This is a genomic window from Citrobacter sp. KH_055_1 (assembly GCF_057838705.1).
Genome location: NZ_CM174473.1, coordinates 3435265 through 3453923 on the forward strand (window position 1 = coordinate 3435265; position 18659 = coordinate 3453923).

Consider the following 18659-nt stretch of genomic DNA (forward strand, 5'->3'; position numbering starts at 1 on the left):
CAGATAAGGGTTATATATGAATAAAGTTTACAGCATTATTTGGAACGCGGTACTCGGTATCTGGGTTGTCGTTTCTGAATTAACCAAAGGCAAGAAAAAAAGCAGTTCGCGTAAAACTGTCGCGGTATTGGCGGCCAGTGCATTAAGCGGTGCTTCAATGCTGGCATCTGCGGCACCGATTATCGATACAGGTGAGCACAATATTTATACTGACTATCAGAGAGGTATTTCAGCTGAGGTAAATGAAGGAATTCATAATTATGGCTTCTTATATGAAGATAACTCTACCGGTCAGGCGCTCAACATCAGCGGCGCAATCCCAACGATTGCCCCAGGTCAAAGCGGCGTTGTGGAGTCAACCACCATCAGAGAGCTGCTGCAAAACGGAAAAATCACCCTAAAAGCCACCGGGCCGGATCAGAACGTCAAAACGATCTCCACCGTGGAGCAACTGGCAGAATACCTGACTCATACTCAATCGGCGAAACCTTCGCAGAGCATAGATTTTGATGTTTTTGATCCGGCGCTTCCGGGAGAACCCGAGCCAATTAAAGTCTTCGATACCAGCGCATTAGCCGGTTTTATCACCGAATCACAAATCGGTGATGCGGTGTTGAACACTTATGATCCACAGCAAACGCAAATCTATAAGCAATTTGGTATCGCTCTGGCGACAAACGGAGGCATCGCCAATCTGAATATTGGCAACGACACGCTTAACGTACGTGACAAGGCCAATACCATCGAATTGCTGGCCAAGGACTCCTCACTGCTGCAAGCGCAGGGCGCCAACAGCCAGGTGAACTGGCAGTCCGATAACTACATAAAATTCAACGCTGCCCCGGTTGTACCAACGGAAACATTTCACGGCTCACGGACCACCTCCGTATTTGGCACTGATGTAACGCTAATGGCTTACGGTTATAACGATGCCGGTGAGGTTATCGAAACAGGTACCAAAACGTTCTCAATTACAACGGCCGCGGAGCTGGCTAAGTTCAATAGCTGGCTGTTAGGCGAAAGTGATGACGCCGCACAAAAACCGGATGGACAAAAAGTCAGCCAGATCCAGCTGTGGCTGGATGCCGAAAATAGCCAAATAACGACGGTATCCGCTGCGCAAGCGAAGTATGCCAAGTTGATTGAAAACGTGCTTAGTTCCGGTAAAGAATCTGATGTTATCACCTGGGATTACAACGTCTGGACCGACGGCCTGTCGCATACGAATAACACTACCGCCGGGCGTGGTGAGCTGCACGCTATCTATGCCAACGGCACAGGGACTACCGGCACCCTAAACCAAGGTGCGATGATCGCCGTTGACGGCAGCATTAATGGCGTAATGAAAGCCATTGACGGTGGGGTTATCACTAACCTCGGCGAACTGAACGCATTGCGTTCCTCCGGCGGGCAAAGTTTGGCCATCGGCATGTTGGCGAAAGACGCGACGGCAACCAACCACGGAACGATCAACTCCGGGTTGTTTATTGATAAAGACGGTAATCAAAAGGTCAACAGCTATGGCGCATTTGGTATGCAGGGACAAGGCGCCAGCACCATTACCAACAACGGCACCATCAACCAGGCCATCACCACCGATAACTTCGGTACCGCCTCTGCCGCCGACCCCTGGAGCAAGGATAGTCCCGATACCTCGCTGACGCTGGCCATTGGCATGCAACTGTCCAACGATGCGCAGGGCGTGAATAACGGCGTTATCAATATCGTCGACGGGAGCAAAAACGGTGCATCCTATGGTAAAGGTACTGCCTTTGGCGTAGAAGTCGCCGACAACGCGACCTTTACCAACGCGCAGAATGCCTCTATTTATCTTGGTCGCAACGCCAATGATCTGTCCCTGGATGCCACCCTGCCAGGCGGTTCCAGCCCAAGCGCCGGGATCATGACCAAAAGTGCCAGCGAGGTCATCAATAAGGGGCTCATCACGCTGGGCGTCGGCATACGCAACGCTGCGGGGATCTTGATCGGCAACGCGACAGGCAACGTGCTGAATACCGGCAATATTGTGGTCAATGGCGATGGTCGTGGAGGGAATATCAAGAACTACGGCATCACTGTTCGTGACAGTGGCGCTGAAAATGGTCAGATCATTCGCAATGACGGCAAGATCAACGTCAATGGCACCAACAACGTCGGCATTCACGTCAGCGCGACGAAAAAAAATGCCCTGGTGACCACCAGCGACTCAGGCTCTATTGTGGTAGACGGTACCGGCGGTGTGGGTAACCGTAACTACGCTATCTGGGCTGAGGGTGGCGTTAATGGTCAGGCGACGGTCAACGTCGATTCCGCTATCACACTTAACAAAGCCGGGAACATCGGCGTGCACGTGCGTGATAACGCCATCGCGAATGTCGACACCCTGAGCAGTCCACTATTCAACAGCACCAACCAGATTGGTTATTACCTGTATGGCAAAGGGGCTACCGCCAACATTGGTCAGGCGGTGATGAATGACAACGGTCAGGCTAACACCACTATTTTTCGTATCGCTAATGGTGCAAAACTTGCAGGTAATACGACCAACCCGAAAGATAATTCGAGTTCCAATCTCGACCTGACCTTAAGCGGCAAAAACTCCGTCGGAGTCCTCGCCACCGGCGCAGGCAGTAGTGTAGACACCGGCGAAGCCACGTTTAGCGTGAAAGGCTCCGATTCCGCAGCCCTGCTGATTGAAGGCGGCGCAACAGGTAACATCAGCGATAAAACCACCATCAATTTAACCGGTGAAAGAACCATTGCCGGGATTGTTGACGGTCAGGCGCATCAGTTGAATGGCGACGACGAGCAAGGTAACCCGACTGAAACTACCCTCACCTCAAACGCGAAGATCACCTCTGAAACTGGCGGTAACGAGGTTATTGCCTATGTGGCAAGAAATCTCGGCAATCTGACCCTTGGTGCCAACGCCATTATCGATCTAGCCAGCACCGACAGCATCGGTGTTGATGTACAGCAAGGCGGGCGTTTCACCAACAATTCCGACAATGCCCTGCATGTCAGTAACGGTATCGGTGTTCGGGCTTCGGGAGCCAGTGCGCAGATTAATAAACTGGGCCAAATCCTGGTCGATGATGGTACTGCCGGTGTTCTACTGACTGAAGGTGCCAGTTTACTGATTAATGGCATTTCCGGTGACAGTATTACCACCAACGGTTCCGCTGACGGTATTCGCCTCGCCGATAAAGCCGGTGCGCTGTCCGCGCAAAGCGTGATGATCCGCGCCGATGGAACTGGCGCAGGCATTCAAAACGATGCCAACAACAACAATATCCTGCTGCGCAACGTGACCATTGACTCCAACGATGGCGCGGGGATCCGCACCAGCGTGGCGCTCACCATGACCGATCGTGACAGCGAGGGAAATATCCTCAACGTTCACGGGAAAGGTACCGGCTTCGCCTTTGAACAACGTAATGGCGGCGAAACATCGGGCGACCTGAGCATAGGCAAAGGCTATACCATTGAGGTCCTTAAGGCTGAAGGCAGCGGTATTCGCGCGAATACCGATGGCGCGCTCACCACCAATGCCGATATCAATGTACGTGACGGCGCAGGCGGCTCGGCGATCATCGCGAAGAACGTCCGCGCCGTCAGCAATAGCGGCAAAATTATCTCTGCCAGCACCAGCGCACCGGTGATTGATGCCAGCGGTGACAGCAATAAAAAAATCACCAACACCGGCACCCTGCAGGCCATCAACGACACGGCCGTAGCCATTCAGTCTGGTAAAGGCAATGACGCCATTGATATCAGCGGCGGTGTGACCAGCGGCGTGATCAACACCGGTGAAGGCACGGACACCTTTAACTGGCAAAGCGGCACCTTTGCGGGCGAGGTGAATTTCGCCGGCACCGGCGGCAACAATAAAGCCAGCATCGGCAATGTGACGCTGGATAAAACGCGCCATATCGTGACAGCCGAAGGTAAAGGTAACGCCCTCACCTTCAGCGATACAAAAGATGCGAAGATTGGCACGCTGGCGAGCGACAACCTGAATACCGGCACCAACATTGGCACCGGCTGGGACTCGCTGACCATTACCGGGTCAAACGCGGATGTCCGCGTCGTTGAAAATCTGAGTCTGGCGAGCAAAACCATTGCCGTAAACAATGGTGCAACGCTGCGTACCGGCGACCACGTCGAGTCCACCAGCACCGCCGCGACCATTGGCAATTATGACGTGAAAACCCAGGGCACCAGCAGCAGGGTTATCTTTGATACCCAGGGCGATACGTCAGCCGCGCAAATTTACGACGGCGTCATCAGCGGTGACGGGAAATTTGAACGTGCGGCAGGTGGGACTACGATCTTCACCGCCAACAACACCTACACCGGTTCCACCTCCATTGATCAAACGGGGACGCTGCAGTTAGGTTCCGGCGGCGATACCGGCGAAGTCAGCGCCGTATCAAACATCCTCGACAACGGCGTACTGGCGATTAATCGCGCCAATAATGTGCTGCTCGGCGGCGTGATTTCGGGTATCGGCGCGCTGCAGCAAATCGGCGGTGGCATTACGCGCCTGGCGGGCGATAACACCTATACCGGTGACACCACCGTCACCCACGGTACGCTGCTGGTAAACGGTAATCAGAGTGCGGCTACGGGCGCAACCATCGTCAGCGGCATGTCCACGCTTGGCGGTAACGGCACTATCGGCGGCAATGTGCTGATGAACGACGCCTCGACCCTCAGCGCGGGTGACGGCGGTGCGGGAACGTTAACCATTAACGGCGGCCTGCAACTGGGCAGCAAAACCACCTCCGCCTTCGAGCTGGGTCAGGCGTATACGCCGGGTGGCGCGCTGAATGACCTGATTACTGTCAGCGGCAATCTGCAACTGGACGGGACGCTGGACGTCACCACGTCTCAGGGCGGTAATTTTGGACCGGGTGTCTACCGTATTTATAACTACGGCGGTACGCTGGATAACCGGACGCTGGAGCTGGGCGCGGTGCCAGACAGTCAGGATAAGAGCAACATTTTTGTCCAGACCGCTATCGACAAACAGGTCAACCTGGTCAACGCCAACGGCGTCACGCTGCAATTCTGGGACGGCGCAACCGTCAACCAAAGCCACGGTAAATCGGGCATTGAAGGCGACAGCAAGATTGACGGCGGCGATGGCAAATGGATGGCGATTGGCGATCAGGGTGACAACAACTGGACAACGGCCACCGGCGAGGGCAACGCGCCGTGGGCGCAGAAATCCTTCGCCGTGTTTACCACCAAAGGCGGTACCGTCACCGTGGATGACGCCAAAGGTGACGTCAATTTCTCCGGAGCACAGTTTGACGCCGACGGCTATGTCGTGAAAGGCGATGCGCTCAACGCTTATGCCACCACCGAAACGGCCACACATGCGGGTCAAACGCCGGGCACCGGTGAACTGCTGCTGCGCGTCGGGGCCGGTGGCGCGGGACAAAACTATACCGCGACCATTGAATCTATCCTTCGCGAGGCCAGCGCCCGCGATCGGCTGACGCTGGTGAAAACCGACCTCGGCCGTCTGATCCTCAGCGGTGATAACGAATATCGCGGCGGCACGCGCATTGACGGCGGCACCTTGCAAATCTCCGCCGACAGCAACCTCGGCCAGAGTGGCACGGATTTGGTCATCAATAACGCCTCCACGCTGCAACTGGGCGCTGATTTGACCAGCAACCGTACCATCGAGCTGGGCGCCAATGCTAACGCGGCGGTATTTGATCTCAATTCGCACCATTTCACCCCAACCGGCGATATTACCGGTGATGGCAAGCTGAAAGTGACCAGTAGCTCAAGCGATGCGGGCAGTACCTTAACGCTTGACCGCGCCAACAGCTACCAAGGGGAAACCGAAATTGCCGGGACCGGAAATAGCCATAATGTGACGGTTAACGTCAGTAAAACCGGGGCGTTCGGCAGCAATGAAAGCAGCACTGTTAACGTCACTAACGGCGCAACGCTGAACATCAATGGTGCAGACACCAGCCTGACATCGCTGACCATGAACATCGCCGACAGTCTGTTAACGCTGGCCGATACCGTCACTGCCGCCAGCGCCAACCTGAATCTGACAGGTAAAGCGAAAGCAGTATTACGCGATAAAACCACCGCCGCTAACGCGACGGTCAACGTAGCGAAAGACAGCACCCTGGCACTGGAAGACAACGCCAGCGGCGGCAATGCCACGGTAAACAACAGCGGCCTGATGACCGCGGCTGATAACGCGATGGCGGAAAATACGGTGGTCAAAAACCTGGCGGACGGCCTGGTGGATGTCAGCGCAGTCAACAGCGCCACCTCCATCGGTTCACTGTCCGGTGCGGGTAATGTCGAGCTGGGTAACAAGCAACTGTCGCTGGGTAATCTAAATCTGGCTGACACTATCAGCGGCGTTATCAGCGGCAACGACGGCAGCCTGGTGAAAATCGGCGACGGTACGCTGACCCTGACCGGCGACAACACCTGGACCGGCATCACGGATGTTGACCAGGGCGTGCTGCTGGTCAATGGTAATCAGTCTGCCGCAACCGGCCAGGTCACGGTGAAAACCGGCGCTACGCTCGGCGGTAACGGCATTATCGGCGGCGCGGTGGATGTGCAGGATAACGGTCACATTACCGCCGGTGCGGCCATCAACAGCGTCGGTAAACTGACCACCGGTTCGCTGACGCTAAGCGATAACGCACAGCTGGATTATCAGTTTGGTCAGGCCTATACCCCAGGCGGAGCTTTCAACGATCTGATTGATGTCAACGGCGATCTGACGCTTGACGGCAAGCTCAACATCGAGACCTCACCGAACGGCAGTTTTGACGTTGGGGTTTATCGCGTGATCAACTATACCGGCACGTTGACCAATAACGTGATGGATATTGCTAACGCACCGGAAGCCGCGGACAGCCTGTATGTACAAACCTCGGTTAAAAATCAGGTAAACCTGGTCAACCATGCCGGGCTGACGCTGCGCTTCTGGGACGGCACCGGCGGTGAGAACGGCAACCTGAAAAACAACGGCGTGATTAACGGTGGCGACGGGATCTGGCAATCCAGCCAGGGGAATGACAACTGGACCACCGATGAATCCACGCCAGAAGGCGCGCTGAACGCGCCATTTACCGATGCCGCGTTTGCCGTCTTCCAGGGCGAGGCAGGCAATGTGACGGTCGATAACAGCAAAGGCGACGTCATCATCAGCGGTGCACAGTTCGCCACCGACGGCTATCGCGTCGGCGGAGAGGCTATCACCACCGATACCGCCAATACGCTGATCCGCGTTGGCGATGGTACGGTAGACGGCGTTAACTACACCGCCACCATTGACAGCGTGATCCGTGGCACCGGCGGTCTGAATAAAGGCGATCTTGGTACGCTGATCCTCACGGGCGACAATACCTACAGCGGTGGCACCACTATCACTTCAGGTACGCTTCAGGTAGCCGGTGATACCAACCTTGGCGCAGCAGATACTGGCATCACCTTTAATGGTGGTACGCTGAAATATGGCGACGCGTTCGATACCGCACGTCAGGTAACGCTGGAATCCGGTGGCGGGACGTTCGACACCAACGGGCACGATGTATCCCTGCTGACCGAAGTCGAAGGTCATGGTCAGTTGATTAAAACCGGCAAAGGTTCACTCACCCTGACGCTGGATAACACCTACACCGGCGGTACCACCATCAACCAGGGCGTATTACAACTCGGCACCGGCGGCGATATCGGCAGCATTCAGGGTGATATCGTTGATAATGGCGTACTCAGCGTCAATCGCGCTGATACCCTGGCATTAACCGGTGATATCAGCGGCAAAGGTCAACTGCACCAGACCGGCAACGGCACCACCGAGTTGCAGGGTAAAAACAGCTACAGCGGCGCAACGCTGATTACCCACGGCGTGCTGCAAGCGGGTGATACCAACACCCTGAGCGCGGCGTCGCACCACTATGTGGTTGCGGACACTACGCTTAACACCCAAGGCTACAACCAGACGGTAGCCGGGCTGAGTAACGGCGGCGATGTGTCGCTTATCGGTCAGCAAATTGGTACAACCTTAACCGTCAAAGGAGACTACACCGGCGAGAAAGGCACTATCAACATGGCAGCCACGCAGAATGGTCGCGGCGCGGGTATTGCCGATCGCCTGATTATCGACGGCGGTAAAGCCAGCGGGAAAACGTTGCTTGATGTTGACGGCTCCGGCCTCGGCGCGCCTACCGTGGGTGACGGCATCGAAGTGGTCACCGCGCTGAATGGCGCCACCACCACCGCGCAGACCTCGCGAGACGCCTTCCATCTTGCCGCTGAACGCATGGCTGCAGGTGCATTTGAGTACCAACTGCACGCCGGTAACGCGCAAGGTCAGGGTGAAAACTGGTATCTGAGAAGCGAATACCGTCCGGAAACCATGCTGTACTCCGGCCTCGCCAGCGTCGTTCGCCAGGGTGACATCAGCCTGCTGGGTAACATGCACCAGCGTATGGGTGACGAGGTGAAACCGGGTATTGATGAAGATAACCGCGCGTGGGCCAGAATGATTGGTTACTCCGGCAAAACCAAGCTGGATGATGCGACAGGGACACAAACCAATTCACATACCATGGGCATCCAGGTCGGCGTCGATATGTACGCCAATGAAAGCTGGAAAGCCGGGATGTATGCCAGCGTGCTCGACATCGACAGTAGTGTTAAAGGCACCAAAACCGGCAGCGATGGCAAAGGCGGTAATATCGACGACAACGCGTTTTACGTTGGCGGTTATGCCACTTGGTTCTCGGATGACGGAATGTATGTCGACAACGTCCTGCAGTACGGTAACCATAAATCCCGTCTGTCGGCATCCGGAAATAACGGCTCGCACACGGTGAAAGGCAATACGCTGACGGCCTCAACGGAAGTGGGCAAGTCATTCCGCTTAGGCGCCAGCGCCTGGAGTCTGGAGCCTCAGGCGCAGTTGATCTATCAGTACAGCAACTTCGATAACAGTACGTTGGATGGCGTCACCCAAACGAAGGTCAAGATGGATACCGCCGATTCGTTTACCGCGCGTCTGGGTGTGCGTCTGGTCGCAGACTATGATACCAACCACGGCAAATTCCAGCCTTACGGCCGGGTGAACGTCTGGCAGGGTCTGGGTTCAAAAGACAAGACGCAGTTTAGCAATGCGGTTGCCACCACTACGCTGGAATCGTCACAGCAGTACTCCAGCACCGAAGTCGCCGCCGGTCTGAGCTGGTCTATTGACCGGAATGTGCAGGTCTACGGTGAATTGGGTACGCAATTCAGCAACGGCAGCAGTAAGTCGCAGATTGAAGCCCCGGTGAATGCATCTATTGGCTTTAAGAAATCGTTTTAATCTAACGTAAACGTAGCCAGCCCTCTGTTATTACAGAGGGCTTTTTTATGCGCGAGGGAATCAACATCGGTTGTCCGGCGGTTGTCCGGATAACGCGCGTGCGCCGCCATCAGGAAAAAGGCGTTATAGCCCAGGGAGAGAGTGATTAACGGCTAAATTGGGTTAACAGTGCGGGAATGTCTTCGGCCATCACCGGAGGAGAGATGAAAAAACCCTGAATTTTATCGCAGCCAATCAGCGTCAAACGTTCTAACTGGGCATGGGTTTCTACCCCTTCAGCCAGCACTTCAATGCCAAAATTGTGAGCTAATGAAATAATACCCTCAACGATCTTTGCCGATCGGGTATCGGGCTCGATGCCTGCAACAAATTCTTTATCAATCTTTAAGGTATCAAACGGATACTTCAGCAGATAATTAAGGTTCGCGTGCCCGGTACCAAAATCATCAAGCGCCAGCTTCACCCCAATCGCCTTCAGTTCTGTCATGTTTTTAGCGGCTATCTGGCTGTCGCACAGCGGCGACGTTTCCGTGATCTCTATTTGGCATCGATGAGCAGGCAGTCCACTGGCGGCGAGATTTTGTCTGACACGTTGTGGGAGCAGTGGATCGCAGAATTCAAGGGCAGAAATATTAACAGAGAGAGAAAGAGGGTCTGGCCAGGAGGCGGCAATATCCCATGGAGGGTTGCTTACCATCTCCTCTATGGAAAATATATTGCCGCTATTTTCCAGCACCGTAATAAAAACATCAGGGGAGATCATGCCCATCTGCGGGCTATTCCAACGCATTAACGCTTCAAACCCACTAATAGTGTGGGTTTGTAAGTTAAAAATAGGTTGATAAACCATATAAAGCTGACTGGTATTGAATGCTTTTTCAAGCGCCGTTAGCACATCACTGGAATCTAACACACCCCTTCCCCCCCATCACCACAACAAAAACCAGTCGAAATCACTCCCAAATTGTATCTACTTTTACGTATTTCACATCAGAAAAGAATATTCAGATCAGGGTAAAAAAGACAAGCTATGGGTAAACCTAATAATTAATTTATTTAAATCAGAGGTATTGGCCAGTCCCAGTTTCGTAACGACCCGCATCTTGTGCGCTTGAATCGTTTTATAATTCAAACTGACTAATTCAGAAATTTCTCTGGCAGTATAACCACTTACCAACAGATTGAGGATCTGCTGTTCTCTTTCCGTGAGCCTTTTCTGCGACCGATACAGTCGGGGATTCCATTTCCCAACCGCCAGCGTAGCCAGTTGTCCAAAATCACGCAGTGATGATTTTTCCGTCAGGACAATGGTCTTTTCCACATATAATAACTCAACACATAATTTCGCCACCAAACTGTCAGCGACAATGACAATAACGTTATTATAAAATTTAAATCGGTTTTTATTCAAAAACTGCACAATTGCAGAACACGGTTGTTCATTGTTAATGATATTAAAAACCATTGTTTGATGTTGGCACAATGATGATTGCTGCAACATATCCTCAAACGGGAATGTTTTGATAGGGATATGTTTACTTGTCAGATAGGCGAACATACCGCTGCCCACAAAATTATCAGTGCCGCACATCAACATCCTGTTCACCGTTCCTTATAAACTTCGAATCTTATTACTCATTAAAAATTTGATGATTATTTTCTCGACTTCCGCCTCTTCACGACGGTTCTTATAGTCAAACTCGCACGATATCTGGTAGCAGGAGTACAACTGATTATCATCATCAAACTCATTGATCATGACGACATCAATCACTTTGAGATCAAGCAGTAAACTGCCAAACACATCAAAATCCAGGGTGGCACCTTTAATAACCGCATCTTTATAAAGGAATCGTGCATTCACATCCTTAACGATTAATGCGCAGCCCCCCTGAGAAATATTTTTAATCTTCAGTGAGTAATTTTCGCCGTTTTTGTAACGACCAGAACAGAAAAAATCATAGCCCTTGAGGAAGGAGAAACGCTGATTTTGTCGCTGTTGCGCAAAGAAAATCATATCCGGGATAAGGTACGACAACCCTGCTTGCGCATCACCTGCGGACGCCTGTTCGTATCTGGCGCTAAATTTAACAATCCCGCTATCACTGTGCAGGATGAAGTATTGGACCTTTTCAGGAACGATGTCTTTGTGCGGAGAAAGCACAAAGCGCTCGAAATCAATCTTTTCTAACTGTGTGATAACGCTGTTGTTTTCACATAAGACTTCCAGTTTAGTCTTCTTGTGCAACTCTTCGCGCAGGATCGCTATGATTTCAAACTTGTTGTCCTTTGCTAATCCAAAGCTCATTCTCAAACCCTTATTTCCATATTTAAGAAATGTTCCGGTCTTGTTCGCAGACAAAAACACGAAATCAGCATCCACTCCTGGCGCTTAATTACCTTAGTGGATTCCATGTCAAACTGTTGATAAAAATTTAAGTTTTTAACTATCTTTAATGTTTTATTGATATGTAAAAACGTTTGATACGGGTTAATTCTAGCTGAAGTGAAGTCTAAAACCACGCGAAGTTGCGCAACAAGCATAACAAAAAAGAATAACAAGACGTTTTCAGCAGGGGTTTGGGGATAACGAATTTAGCTTATGGCAAAAAAAAGCCAGCATCATGCTGGCTCCGGTAATTACCGTATTAAACTCTAGTGGCATACTATCTTACAGAGGGTACAACGTGAGAAAATCAGTACTGCTGCTTAACGAGGGTCCGAGCTGAATCCGCAATAATCATTACTGCACCCGCCAGCATTAATGTATCTTTTAACACTAGCCGCCCGGCCCCCGATAAATACGGGAAACCGTGGTGCAGATCGCCTAGCGGCATAACCCATGCTTCAGGCGTGGTGATTAAAAAGGACAGGGTGACAATCGGTGTAGCGAATGCCAGAATCCCGCCGATTAATCCTAACCTGCGGCTGAGCGGATTTGCCAGCACCAACAAGGCAATAATTATCTCAACCACGCCCAGTCCATTAGAGAAGCTGTAGGTATTATTCGCTGCTTGCCATTCCCGCTCCTGCGGTTTAAATTCCCCTTCATGCGTCAAATGCTGCTGATACTCTTGCGGATGTTCATAAAAAAATGACATTAGCGGACTGTTGGCCACGAATGGCGTAATACTGTCGGCTTCGTATGGAACGAATTTTAATAATCCAATCCAGATAAACACAATGGCGATGCTCAGGCGAATCAGGGTTAATCCGATGCGATCGGCCTTGCCCAGTAAGCGAAGATATTTTTCCATACCAACCGCCCTTACTTGTACAAAATCGCCGTAGCGTAAGTGCTGCTGTCAATACGCATTGAGGTGATTTTCCACGATGATGCCTGTTTCTCCTGCGCCAGTTTTGCAATGGCCTCCTCAATCACAGAAGGCGCGGCGGAGACGGCTGACACGCTAACGTGGGCAATTTCGGTTGGCGACTGCGCCAGCGCGGAAAACGTGACAGGTGCAGTCAGTAAAGAGGTCATCAGTAAAGTTGCTTTCAACATATTCATTTCTATTTCCATTAACCAGTCAATTCAGTGTTAATATAATAAACTCACACATTCTATTTATTGCCATCCGTAACGCCAGAATAACTGTTCATACGTATTATTTAGGTACTGTGCTACACGCATAAAAAAAGCCCCACACGGGTGGGGCAAAAAGGCAGACACAGCGTTTTATTATTTAACTAATGCGAATAGATCGTTTAATGATTCGCTCATGCTCGGGTGGGTAAATATTTGGTCACGTAAAACGGTATAGGGTAATCCGGCATCCATAACGGTTTTAACGATATTAATCATTTCATGTGAATCTACACACAATAGCGATACACCTAATATCCGTTGGGTATTCACATCAACCACGGCTTTGAGCATACCGCGCGTATCATCCATCACCCGAGCCCGCGGGATCGCCGTAACGGGTAACGTCACGACCTGAACCTCCGCCCCGCTGGCTCTGGCCTGCGCTTCACTCATCCCCACGCGAGAAAGCGGCGGTGTCATAAACACGGAATACGGCACATTCTGGCGGTCGCCGGTGTTGCGCAACCCATCGCCCAATAAACTGTCGCGCACAATGCGGAAATCATCCAGCGAGATATAGGTAAATTGCAATCCGCCAGTCACGTCGCCCACGGCCCAGATATTATCTGCCGAGGTGCGCAGATATCTATTCACGATAATTCCGCCCCGCTCGTTGACGTCCACGCCAGCATTTTTCAGTTGCAGTGCTTCCGTTGCCGGTTTACGCCCCGAGGCGATCAGTAGCGCGTCCACCGAATGCGTCTCTTCTGGCATCTGTATCTGTACCGCACCGTCCTGGGACGATACCGAGTGTACATTGGCGTTCAGAATCAGCTCGACACCTTTGTCGCGCAAAATGCGGGCAATGGCATCAGCGACATCCCGGTCTTCACGCGGTAAAAATAGCGGCGCGGCTTCAAAGATAGTGACCTTGCTTCCAAAATTGGCAAACATGGACGCGAATTCCACGCCAATGTACCCGCCGCCCAAAATCCCCAACCGCTGAGGACGCTGCGCCAGATTCAGCAACCCAGTGCTGTCGAATACGCCAGGTGTGCTGGATAATCCTTTAATATCAGGCATCGTCGACTGCGCACCGGTATTAATGAAAATCTTCTCGCCGCGGAGTTCACGCGTGCCGGTCGCCTGGATGACCCGCACAGTATGGTTGTCAACAAACTCAGCGCGCCCTTCAATCACATCGACATTGTCCAGACCGGCAAGGTTATGGAAGTTTTTATCACGCAGAAAGCGAACAACGTCTGTTTTGCGTTGCATTGCGGCGGCAAAGTCATGCTGCATTTCGGCATCATGCACCAGCGTTTTAGTGGGTATACAGCCGATATTGATACATGTCCCGCCATACATGGTGTTGGACTGCTCAATAATCGCCACCTTCCAGTCTGCTTTTGCCAGCGTCGCCGCCAGCGTTTTACCTGCTTTGCCAAAACCAATAATGATCGCCTGATACTGATTCATACTGCCTCTTTGCAAAATCACTGTTCATTTGTTAACCCGAAGTATAAGGACTGACGAACATGAACAGCGTATCCATAACGCGCTTATTTATGTCAAATCGTCTAAAGTGAACCATGCAAATTTGTGAAAGCACAAACCATATTACCAACTAACCATTTGATGGTATTAATTTAATATAAAATTATAGCGATAATGGCGATATCTCCCCAAGGGTATAAAATTGTTCAGGAGTCTTTATGGACGCGCTTAGCCGATTATTAACGCTTAATGACCCGCAGGGGTCTATTGATAAAAACTGCTTGTTGAGCAGAGACTGGCAGTTGCCACATGCGGCGGGAGAGCTGTCGGTTATTCGCTGGCATACGGTAACTCAGGGTGCGGCTCAGCTTGATCTCCCGGACGGCTCGTCCTACACGCTGCATCCTGGCGCAGTGGTTATGCTGGCACAAAACTCCGCCCACAGGCTGTGCCAGTCAGGCGAGGAACAAACGCATCTCGTCTGCGGAAGCCTACGGTTGCAGGCATCTTCACGCTATTTTTTAACCGCACTGCCGGAATTGCTCATTCTGGCCCCCGAGGAAAATAGCCCTGTTGGTCAGTGGCTGAGAGCCATGATTGAACTGCTGCAACGGGAATCAATGAGCACGCTGCCAGGTTCTGAGGTGGTATGCAGCCAGCAATGCGCCACGTTGTTTACCCTTGCTGTACGCGAGTGGCTGACACGGGCCGCACCGGGTAAAAACATGTTGAATCTGCTGCTGCATCCCAAACTGGGGGTTATCGCTAACCTGATGCTGGAGTTGCCCGCTCATCCGTGGACTGTCGAAGAGCTGGCGCAGCGCGCGCATATGTCGCGGGCCAGCTTCGCGCAACTGTTTCGTGAAGTCTCAGACTCCACGCCGCTCGCGGTCTTAACCACATTGCGTCTGCAATTCGCCGCCCAGATGTTAGCGCGTGATTCACGGCCGTTGATCGTGATTGCTGAGGCGGTGGGCTATGCCAGCGAATCTTCGTTTCACAAAGTTTTTCTGCGTGAATACGGCTGCACGCCGGGTGAGTACAGAAAGCGGGTCAAGGCGCTGGAAAAATAGCGTTGCGCCGTATTACGTTCTCCGGCGCAACGCTATTCAGGCGTTATTTCTGCGAACGATGGCGGTGCAGCCACATCAGCTTATACGCCGCCGGAATGATAAACAGCGACAGCAGCGGCGCGGTGATCATACCGCCAATCATCGGGGCGGCAATCCGGCTCATCACCTCCGACCCGGCCCCGGTACCCCATAAAATCGGCAGCAGGCCGGCAATAATCACCGCCACGGTCATCGCTTTGGGGCGCACGCGAAGCACCGCCCCGTGATACAGCGCCTCATCCAGCTTAGCCACCGTAAAGGTCTGCGGATTTTCCAGCGCGGGCTCCGCCTCAATGGCGTGGCGCAAATACATCAACATCACCACGCCAAACTCGGCGGCAACACCTGCCAGCGCAATGAATCCAGTGCCGGTCGCCACCGACATATGGAACCCCATCCAGTAGAGGAACCAGATCCCACCCACCAGTGCGAATGGCACGCTGGTGATAATCAGCAACGCTTCACCAAAACGACGGAACGCCAGATACAGCAGCACGAAGATGATCATCAGCGTCATCGGCACCATCAGTTTGAGCTTATGGCTGGCGCGTTCAAGCAGCTCAAACTGGCCCGAAAACGCCACGCTGGTCCCTGGTTTTAGCTGGACGTTTTCGGCAATCGCTTTTTTCAGATCGTTTACCACCGAGACCATGTCACGATCGCGGGCATCGATGTAGATCCAGCTGGTCGGGCGTGCGTTCTCGGTTTTCAACATCGACGGACCTGAAACAACCTTCACATCCGCCACATCCGCCAGCGTGATTTGTTGCTTCATGGGCGTCAGGACCGGCAATTGCCGTAACGCTTCCGGACTGTCGCGATAGCTTTGTGGGTAGCGAAGATTGATCGGATAGCGGGCAATCCCTTCCACCGTTTCGCCCACCATCGCGCCGCCGACTGCCGAGGTAATGAACAGCTGTACATCACCTACGGTCATGCCATAACGCGCGGCCTTTTCACGTTGAATATCGACGCTGAGATAGCGCCCGCCTTCCAGACGTTCCGCCAGCGCAGATGCGACACCCGGCACGGTCCTCGCCACCTCTTCGATTTGCTCCGCCGTGGCGTCAATGTCCGCCAGCACGGTGCCCGAGACCTTAATCCCGATTGGACTTTTGATCCCGGTAGACAGCATGTCGATGCGGTTACGAATCGGCGGTACCCACAGGTTCGCCAGGCCCGGCAGCCGGACCGTTTTATCCAGTTCCTCGATGATTTTGTCCATCGTCATCCCCGGACGCCACTGATCCTGCGGTTTCAACTGGATGGTGGTTTCAACCATTTCCAGCGGCGCGGAATCGGTGGCGGTTTCAGCCTTACCGGTTTTACCAAATACCCGCGCCACTTCCGGCACGGTCATGATCAGCTTGTCGGTTTTTTGCAGCATATCCGCCGCCTGCGCCGCCGAGATCCCCGGCAGGGTCGACGGCATATACAGCAGGTCACCTTCGTTGATCTGCGGTAAGAACTCGCCGCCGACTTTATTGAGCGGGAAAATAACCGTCAGGATCGACAACACCGCCACCAGCAGGGTGGCCTTCGGCCAGTGCAGCACCTTCAGCAACAGCGGATGATAAATGCGGATCAGAAAACGGTTAAGCGGGTTACTGCTTTCCGCCGGGATCGTGCCGCGGATCCAGAATCCCATCAGGATTGGGATCACCACAATCGCCAGCAATGCGGCCCCAGCCATGGCATAGGTTTTGGTGAACGCCAGCGGGCCAAACAGTCGCCCTTCCTGCCCCTCAAGGGTGAAAATAGGGATAAACGACAGGGTAATAATCAGCAAACTGATGAATAGCGCTGGTCCCACTTCCACCGAGGCGTTGGTGATCACCTGCCAGCGCGTGGCGTTATCCAGCTTTTCTCCCGGATGCTGATGCGCCCACTCTTCCAGCCGCTTATGCGCGTTCTCAATCATCACAATCGCGGCATCAACCATCGCCCCTACAGCAATGGCGATGCCGCCAAGCGACATAATGTTGGCGTTCAGTCCCTGGAAATGCATCACGATAAACGCAATACACAGCCCTAGCGGCAGGGAAATAATGGCGACCAGCGCCGAGCGGATATGCCACAGGAACAGCGCACACACCAGCGCCACAACGATAAACTCTTCCAGCAACTTGTAGCTCAGGTTATCAATCGCGCGGTCGATAAGCTGACTGCGATCGTATGTTGTAACTACCTCAACGCCTTCCGGCAGGCTGCTTTTCAGCGTCTCAAGTTTGGCTTTGACGGCGGAGATTACGTCACGTGCATTTTTACCCGAGCGCAGGATCACCACACCGCCCGCCACTTCGCCTTCACCATTCAGTTCGGCGATGCCACGGCGCATTTCCGGTCCAATTTGTACGCGGGCAACATCGCGCAGGTAAACCGGCACACCGTCAGCCCCAGATTTCAGCACAATAGTATTGAAGTCATCGAGGGTTTGCAGATACCCGCTGGCTCGCACCATGTATTCCGCTTCCGCCATCTCCACGGATGAGCCACCCGCCTCCTGGTTAGACGCATCCAGCGCCGATTTCACCTCAGCCAGGCTGATACCGTATTGCGTCAGCTTCATCGGGTCGATAACCACCTGGTACTCTTTGACCACGCCGCCTACCGACGCCACTTCTGCGACATTGGGAATCGTTTTCAACTCATACTTTAAAAACCAGTCCTGCAGAGAACGCAGTTCGGCCAAATCGTGTTTGCCGCTGCGGTCCACCAGCGCATATTCAAAGATCCAGCCGACGCCGGTGGCATCTGGCCCCATTTCCGCGCTGACGCCTGCGGGCAGTTTTCCCTGCACCTGGTTGAGATATTCCAGTACGCGGGAGCGTGCCCAGTAAGGGTCGGTGCCGTCTTCAAAAATGACATACACGTAAGAGTCACCAAACTGCGAGAAACCGCGCACCGTTTTCGCGCCAGGCACCGACAGCATGGTGGTGGTCAGAGGATAAGTGACCTGATTCTCAACGATTTGTGGCGCTTGTCCCGGATAGCTGGTTTTAATAATCACCTGCACATCAGAGAGATCCGGCAGTGCATCTACTGGGGTGTTGATAATGGTCCATGTTCCCCAAATACTGAGGAACAACGCCCCCATCATCACCAGAAAACGGTTAGCCACTGAGCGGCGAATAATCCATTCAATCATGTGTTATAT

9 protein-coding genes are annotated in these 18659 nt (G+C 52.9%); 2 read left to right on the plus strand and 7 right to left on the minus strand.

Features of this window, described 5'->3' with window-relative positions:
- The first annotated feature begins 16 nt into the window (after positions 1–16).
- Complete coding sequence (locus AC3ITF_RS16320) at positions 17–9364, plus strand: autotransporter outer membrane beta-barrel domain-containing protein (RefSeq protein WP_489175842.1); 9348 nt, start codon at positions 17–19, stop codon at positions 9362–9364.
- A 145-nt stretch (positions 9365–9509) separates the two neighbouring features.
- Here AC3ITF_RS16320 and AC3ITF_RS16325 read toward each other — a convergent pair whose 3' ends face one another.
- The 6 genes from AC3ITF_RS16325 to rclA form a co-directional block, all read right to left on the minus strand.
- Entirely contained in the window at positions 9510–10277 is a 768-nt protein-coding gene (locus AC3ITF_RS16325) for a putative bifunctional diguanylate cyclase/phosphodiesterase (RefSeq protein ID WP_117342181.1), read from the minus strand.
- 96 nt (positions 10278–10373) lie between these two features.
- Positions 10374–10955 carry a helix-turn-helix transcriptional regulator gene (locus AC3ITF_RS16330; protein ID WP_170973020.1) on the minus strand — a complete coding sequence of 194 codons (582 nt, stop codon included), beginning with the start codon at positions 10953–10955 and terminating at the stop codon, positions 10374–10376.
- A 21-nt stretch (positions 10956–10976) separates the two neighbouring features.
- Positions 10977–11672 carry a flagellar brake protein gene (locus AC3ITF_RS16335; RefSeq protein ID WP_115259155.1) on the minus strand — a complete coding sequence of 232 codons (696 nt, stop codon included), beginning with the start codon at positions 11670–11672 and terminating at the stop codon, positions 10977–10979.
- A gap of 388 nt (positions 11673–12060) precedes the next feature.
- The gene (gene rclC / locus AC3ITF_RS16340; RefSeq protein ID WP_115259157.1) at positions 12061–12621 is read right to left on the minus strand and encodes a reactive chlorine resistance membrane protein RclC; all 561 of its coding nucleotides are present in this window, start codon (positions 12619–12621) and stop codon (positions 12061–12063) included.
- An 11-nt stretch (positions 12622–12632) separates the two neighbouring features.
- Entirely contained in the window at positions 12633–12869 is a 237-nt protein-coding gene (gene rclB / locus AC3ITF_RS16345; RefSeq protein WP_170973021.1) for a reactive chlorine resistance periplasmic protein RclB, read from the minus strand.
- A gap of 177 nt (positions 12870–13046) precedes the next feature.
- Positions 13047–14372 (minus strand): reactive chlorine resistance oxidoreductase RclA, encoded by a 1326-nt coding sequence (gene rclA / locus AC3ITF_RS16350; RefSeq protein ID WP_489175843.1) that lies wholly within the window; start codon positions 14370–14372, stop codon positions 13047–13049.
- A 236-nt stretch (positions 14373–14608) separates the two neighbouring features.
- Between rclA and rclR the strand changes: the two genes are divergently transcribed.
- Positions 14609–15463 (plus strand): reactive chlorine-specific transcriptional regulator RclR, encoded by an 855-nt coding sequence (rclR, locus tag AC3ITF_RS16355; protein WP_181618844.1) that lies wholly within the window; start codon positions 14609–14611, stop codon positions 15461–15463.
- Positions 15464–15506: 43 nt separating this feature from the next.
- Here rclR and AC3ITF_RS16360 read toward each other — a convergent pair whose 3' ends face one another.
- Complete coding sequence (locus tag AC3ITF_RS16360; RefSeq protein WP_174360612.1) at positions 15507–18650, minus strand: CusA/CzcA family heavy metal efflux RND transporter; 3144 nt, start codon at positions 18648–18650, stop codon at positions 15507–15509.
- Positions 18651–18659 lie beyond the last annotated feature (9 nt).

Bases quoted from the DNA above. Each gene is read 5' to 3' on its own strand.
- AC3ITF_RS16335 (WP_115259155.1), bottom strand. From the start codon at position 11,672: ATGAGCTTTGGATTAGCAAAGGACAACAAGTTTGAAATCATAGCGATC.
- rclR (WP_181618844.1), top strand. From the start codon at position 14,609: ATGGACGCGCTTAGCCGATTATTAACGCTTAATGACCCGCAGGGGTCT.
- rclA (WP_489175843.1), bottom strand. From the start codon at position 14,372: ATGAATCAGTATCAGGCGATCATTATTGGTTTTGGCAAAGCAGGTAAA.
- AC3ITF_RS16320 (WP_489175842.1), top strand. From the start codon at position 17: ATGAATAAAGTTTACAGCATTATTTGGAACGCGGTACTCGGTATCTGG.
- AC3ITF_RS16360 (WP_174360612.1), bottom strand. From the start codon at position 18,650: ATGATTGAATGGATTATTCGCCGCTCAGTGGCTAACCGTTTTCTGGTG.
- AC3ITF_RS16330 (WP_170973020.1), bottom strand. From the start codon at position 10,955: ATGTGCGGCACTGATAATTTTGTGGGCAGCGGTATGTTCGCCTATCTG.
- rclC (WP_115259157.1), bottom strand. From the start codon at position 12,621: ATGGAAAAATATCTTCGCTTACTGGGCAAGGCCGATCGCATCGGATTA.
- rclB (WP_170973021.1), bottom strand. From the start codon at position 12,869: ATGTTGAAAGCAACTTTACTGATGACCTCTTTACTGACTGCACCTGTC.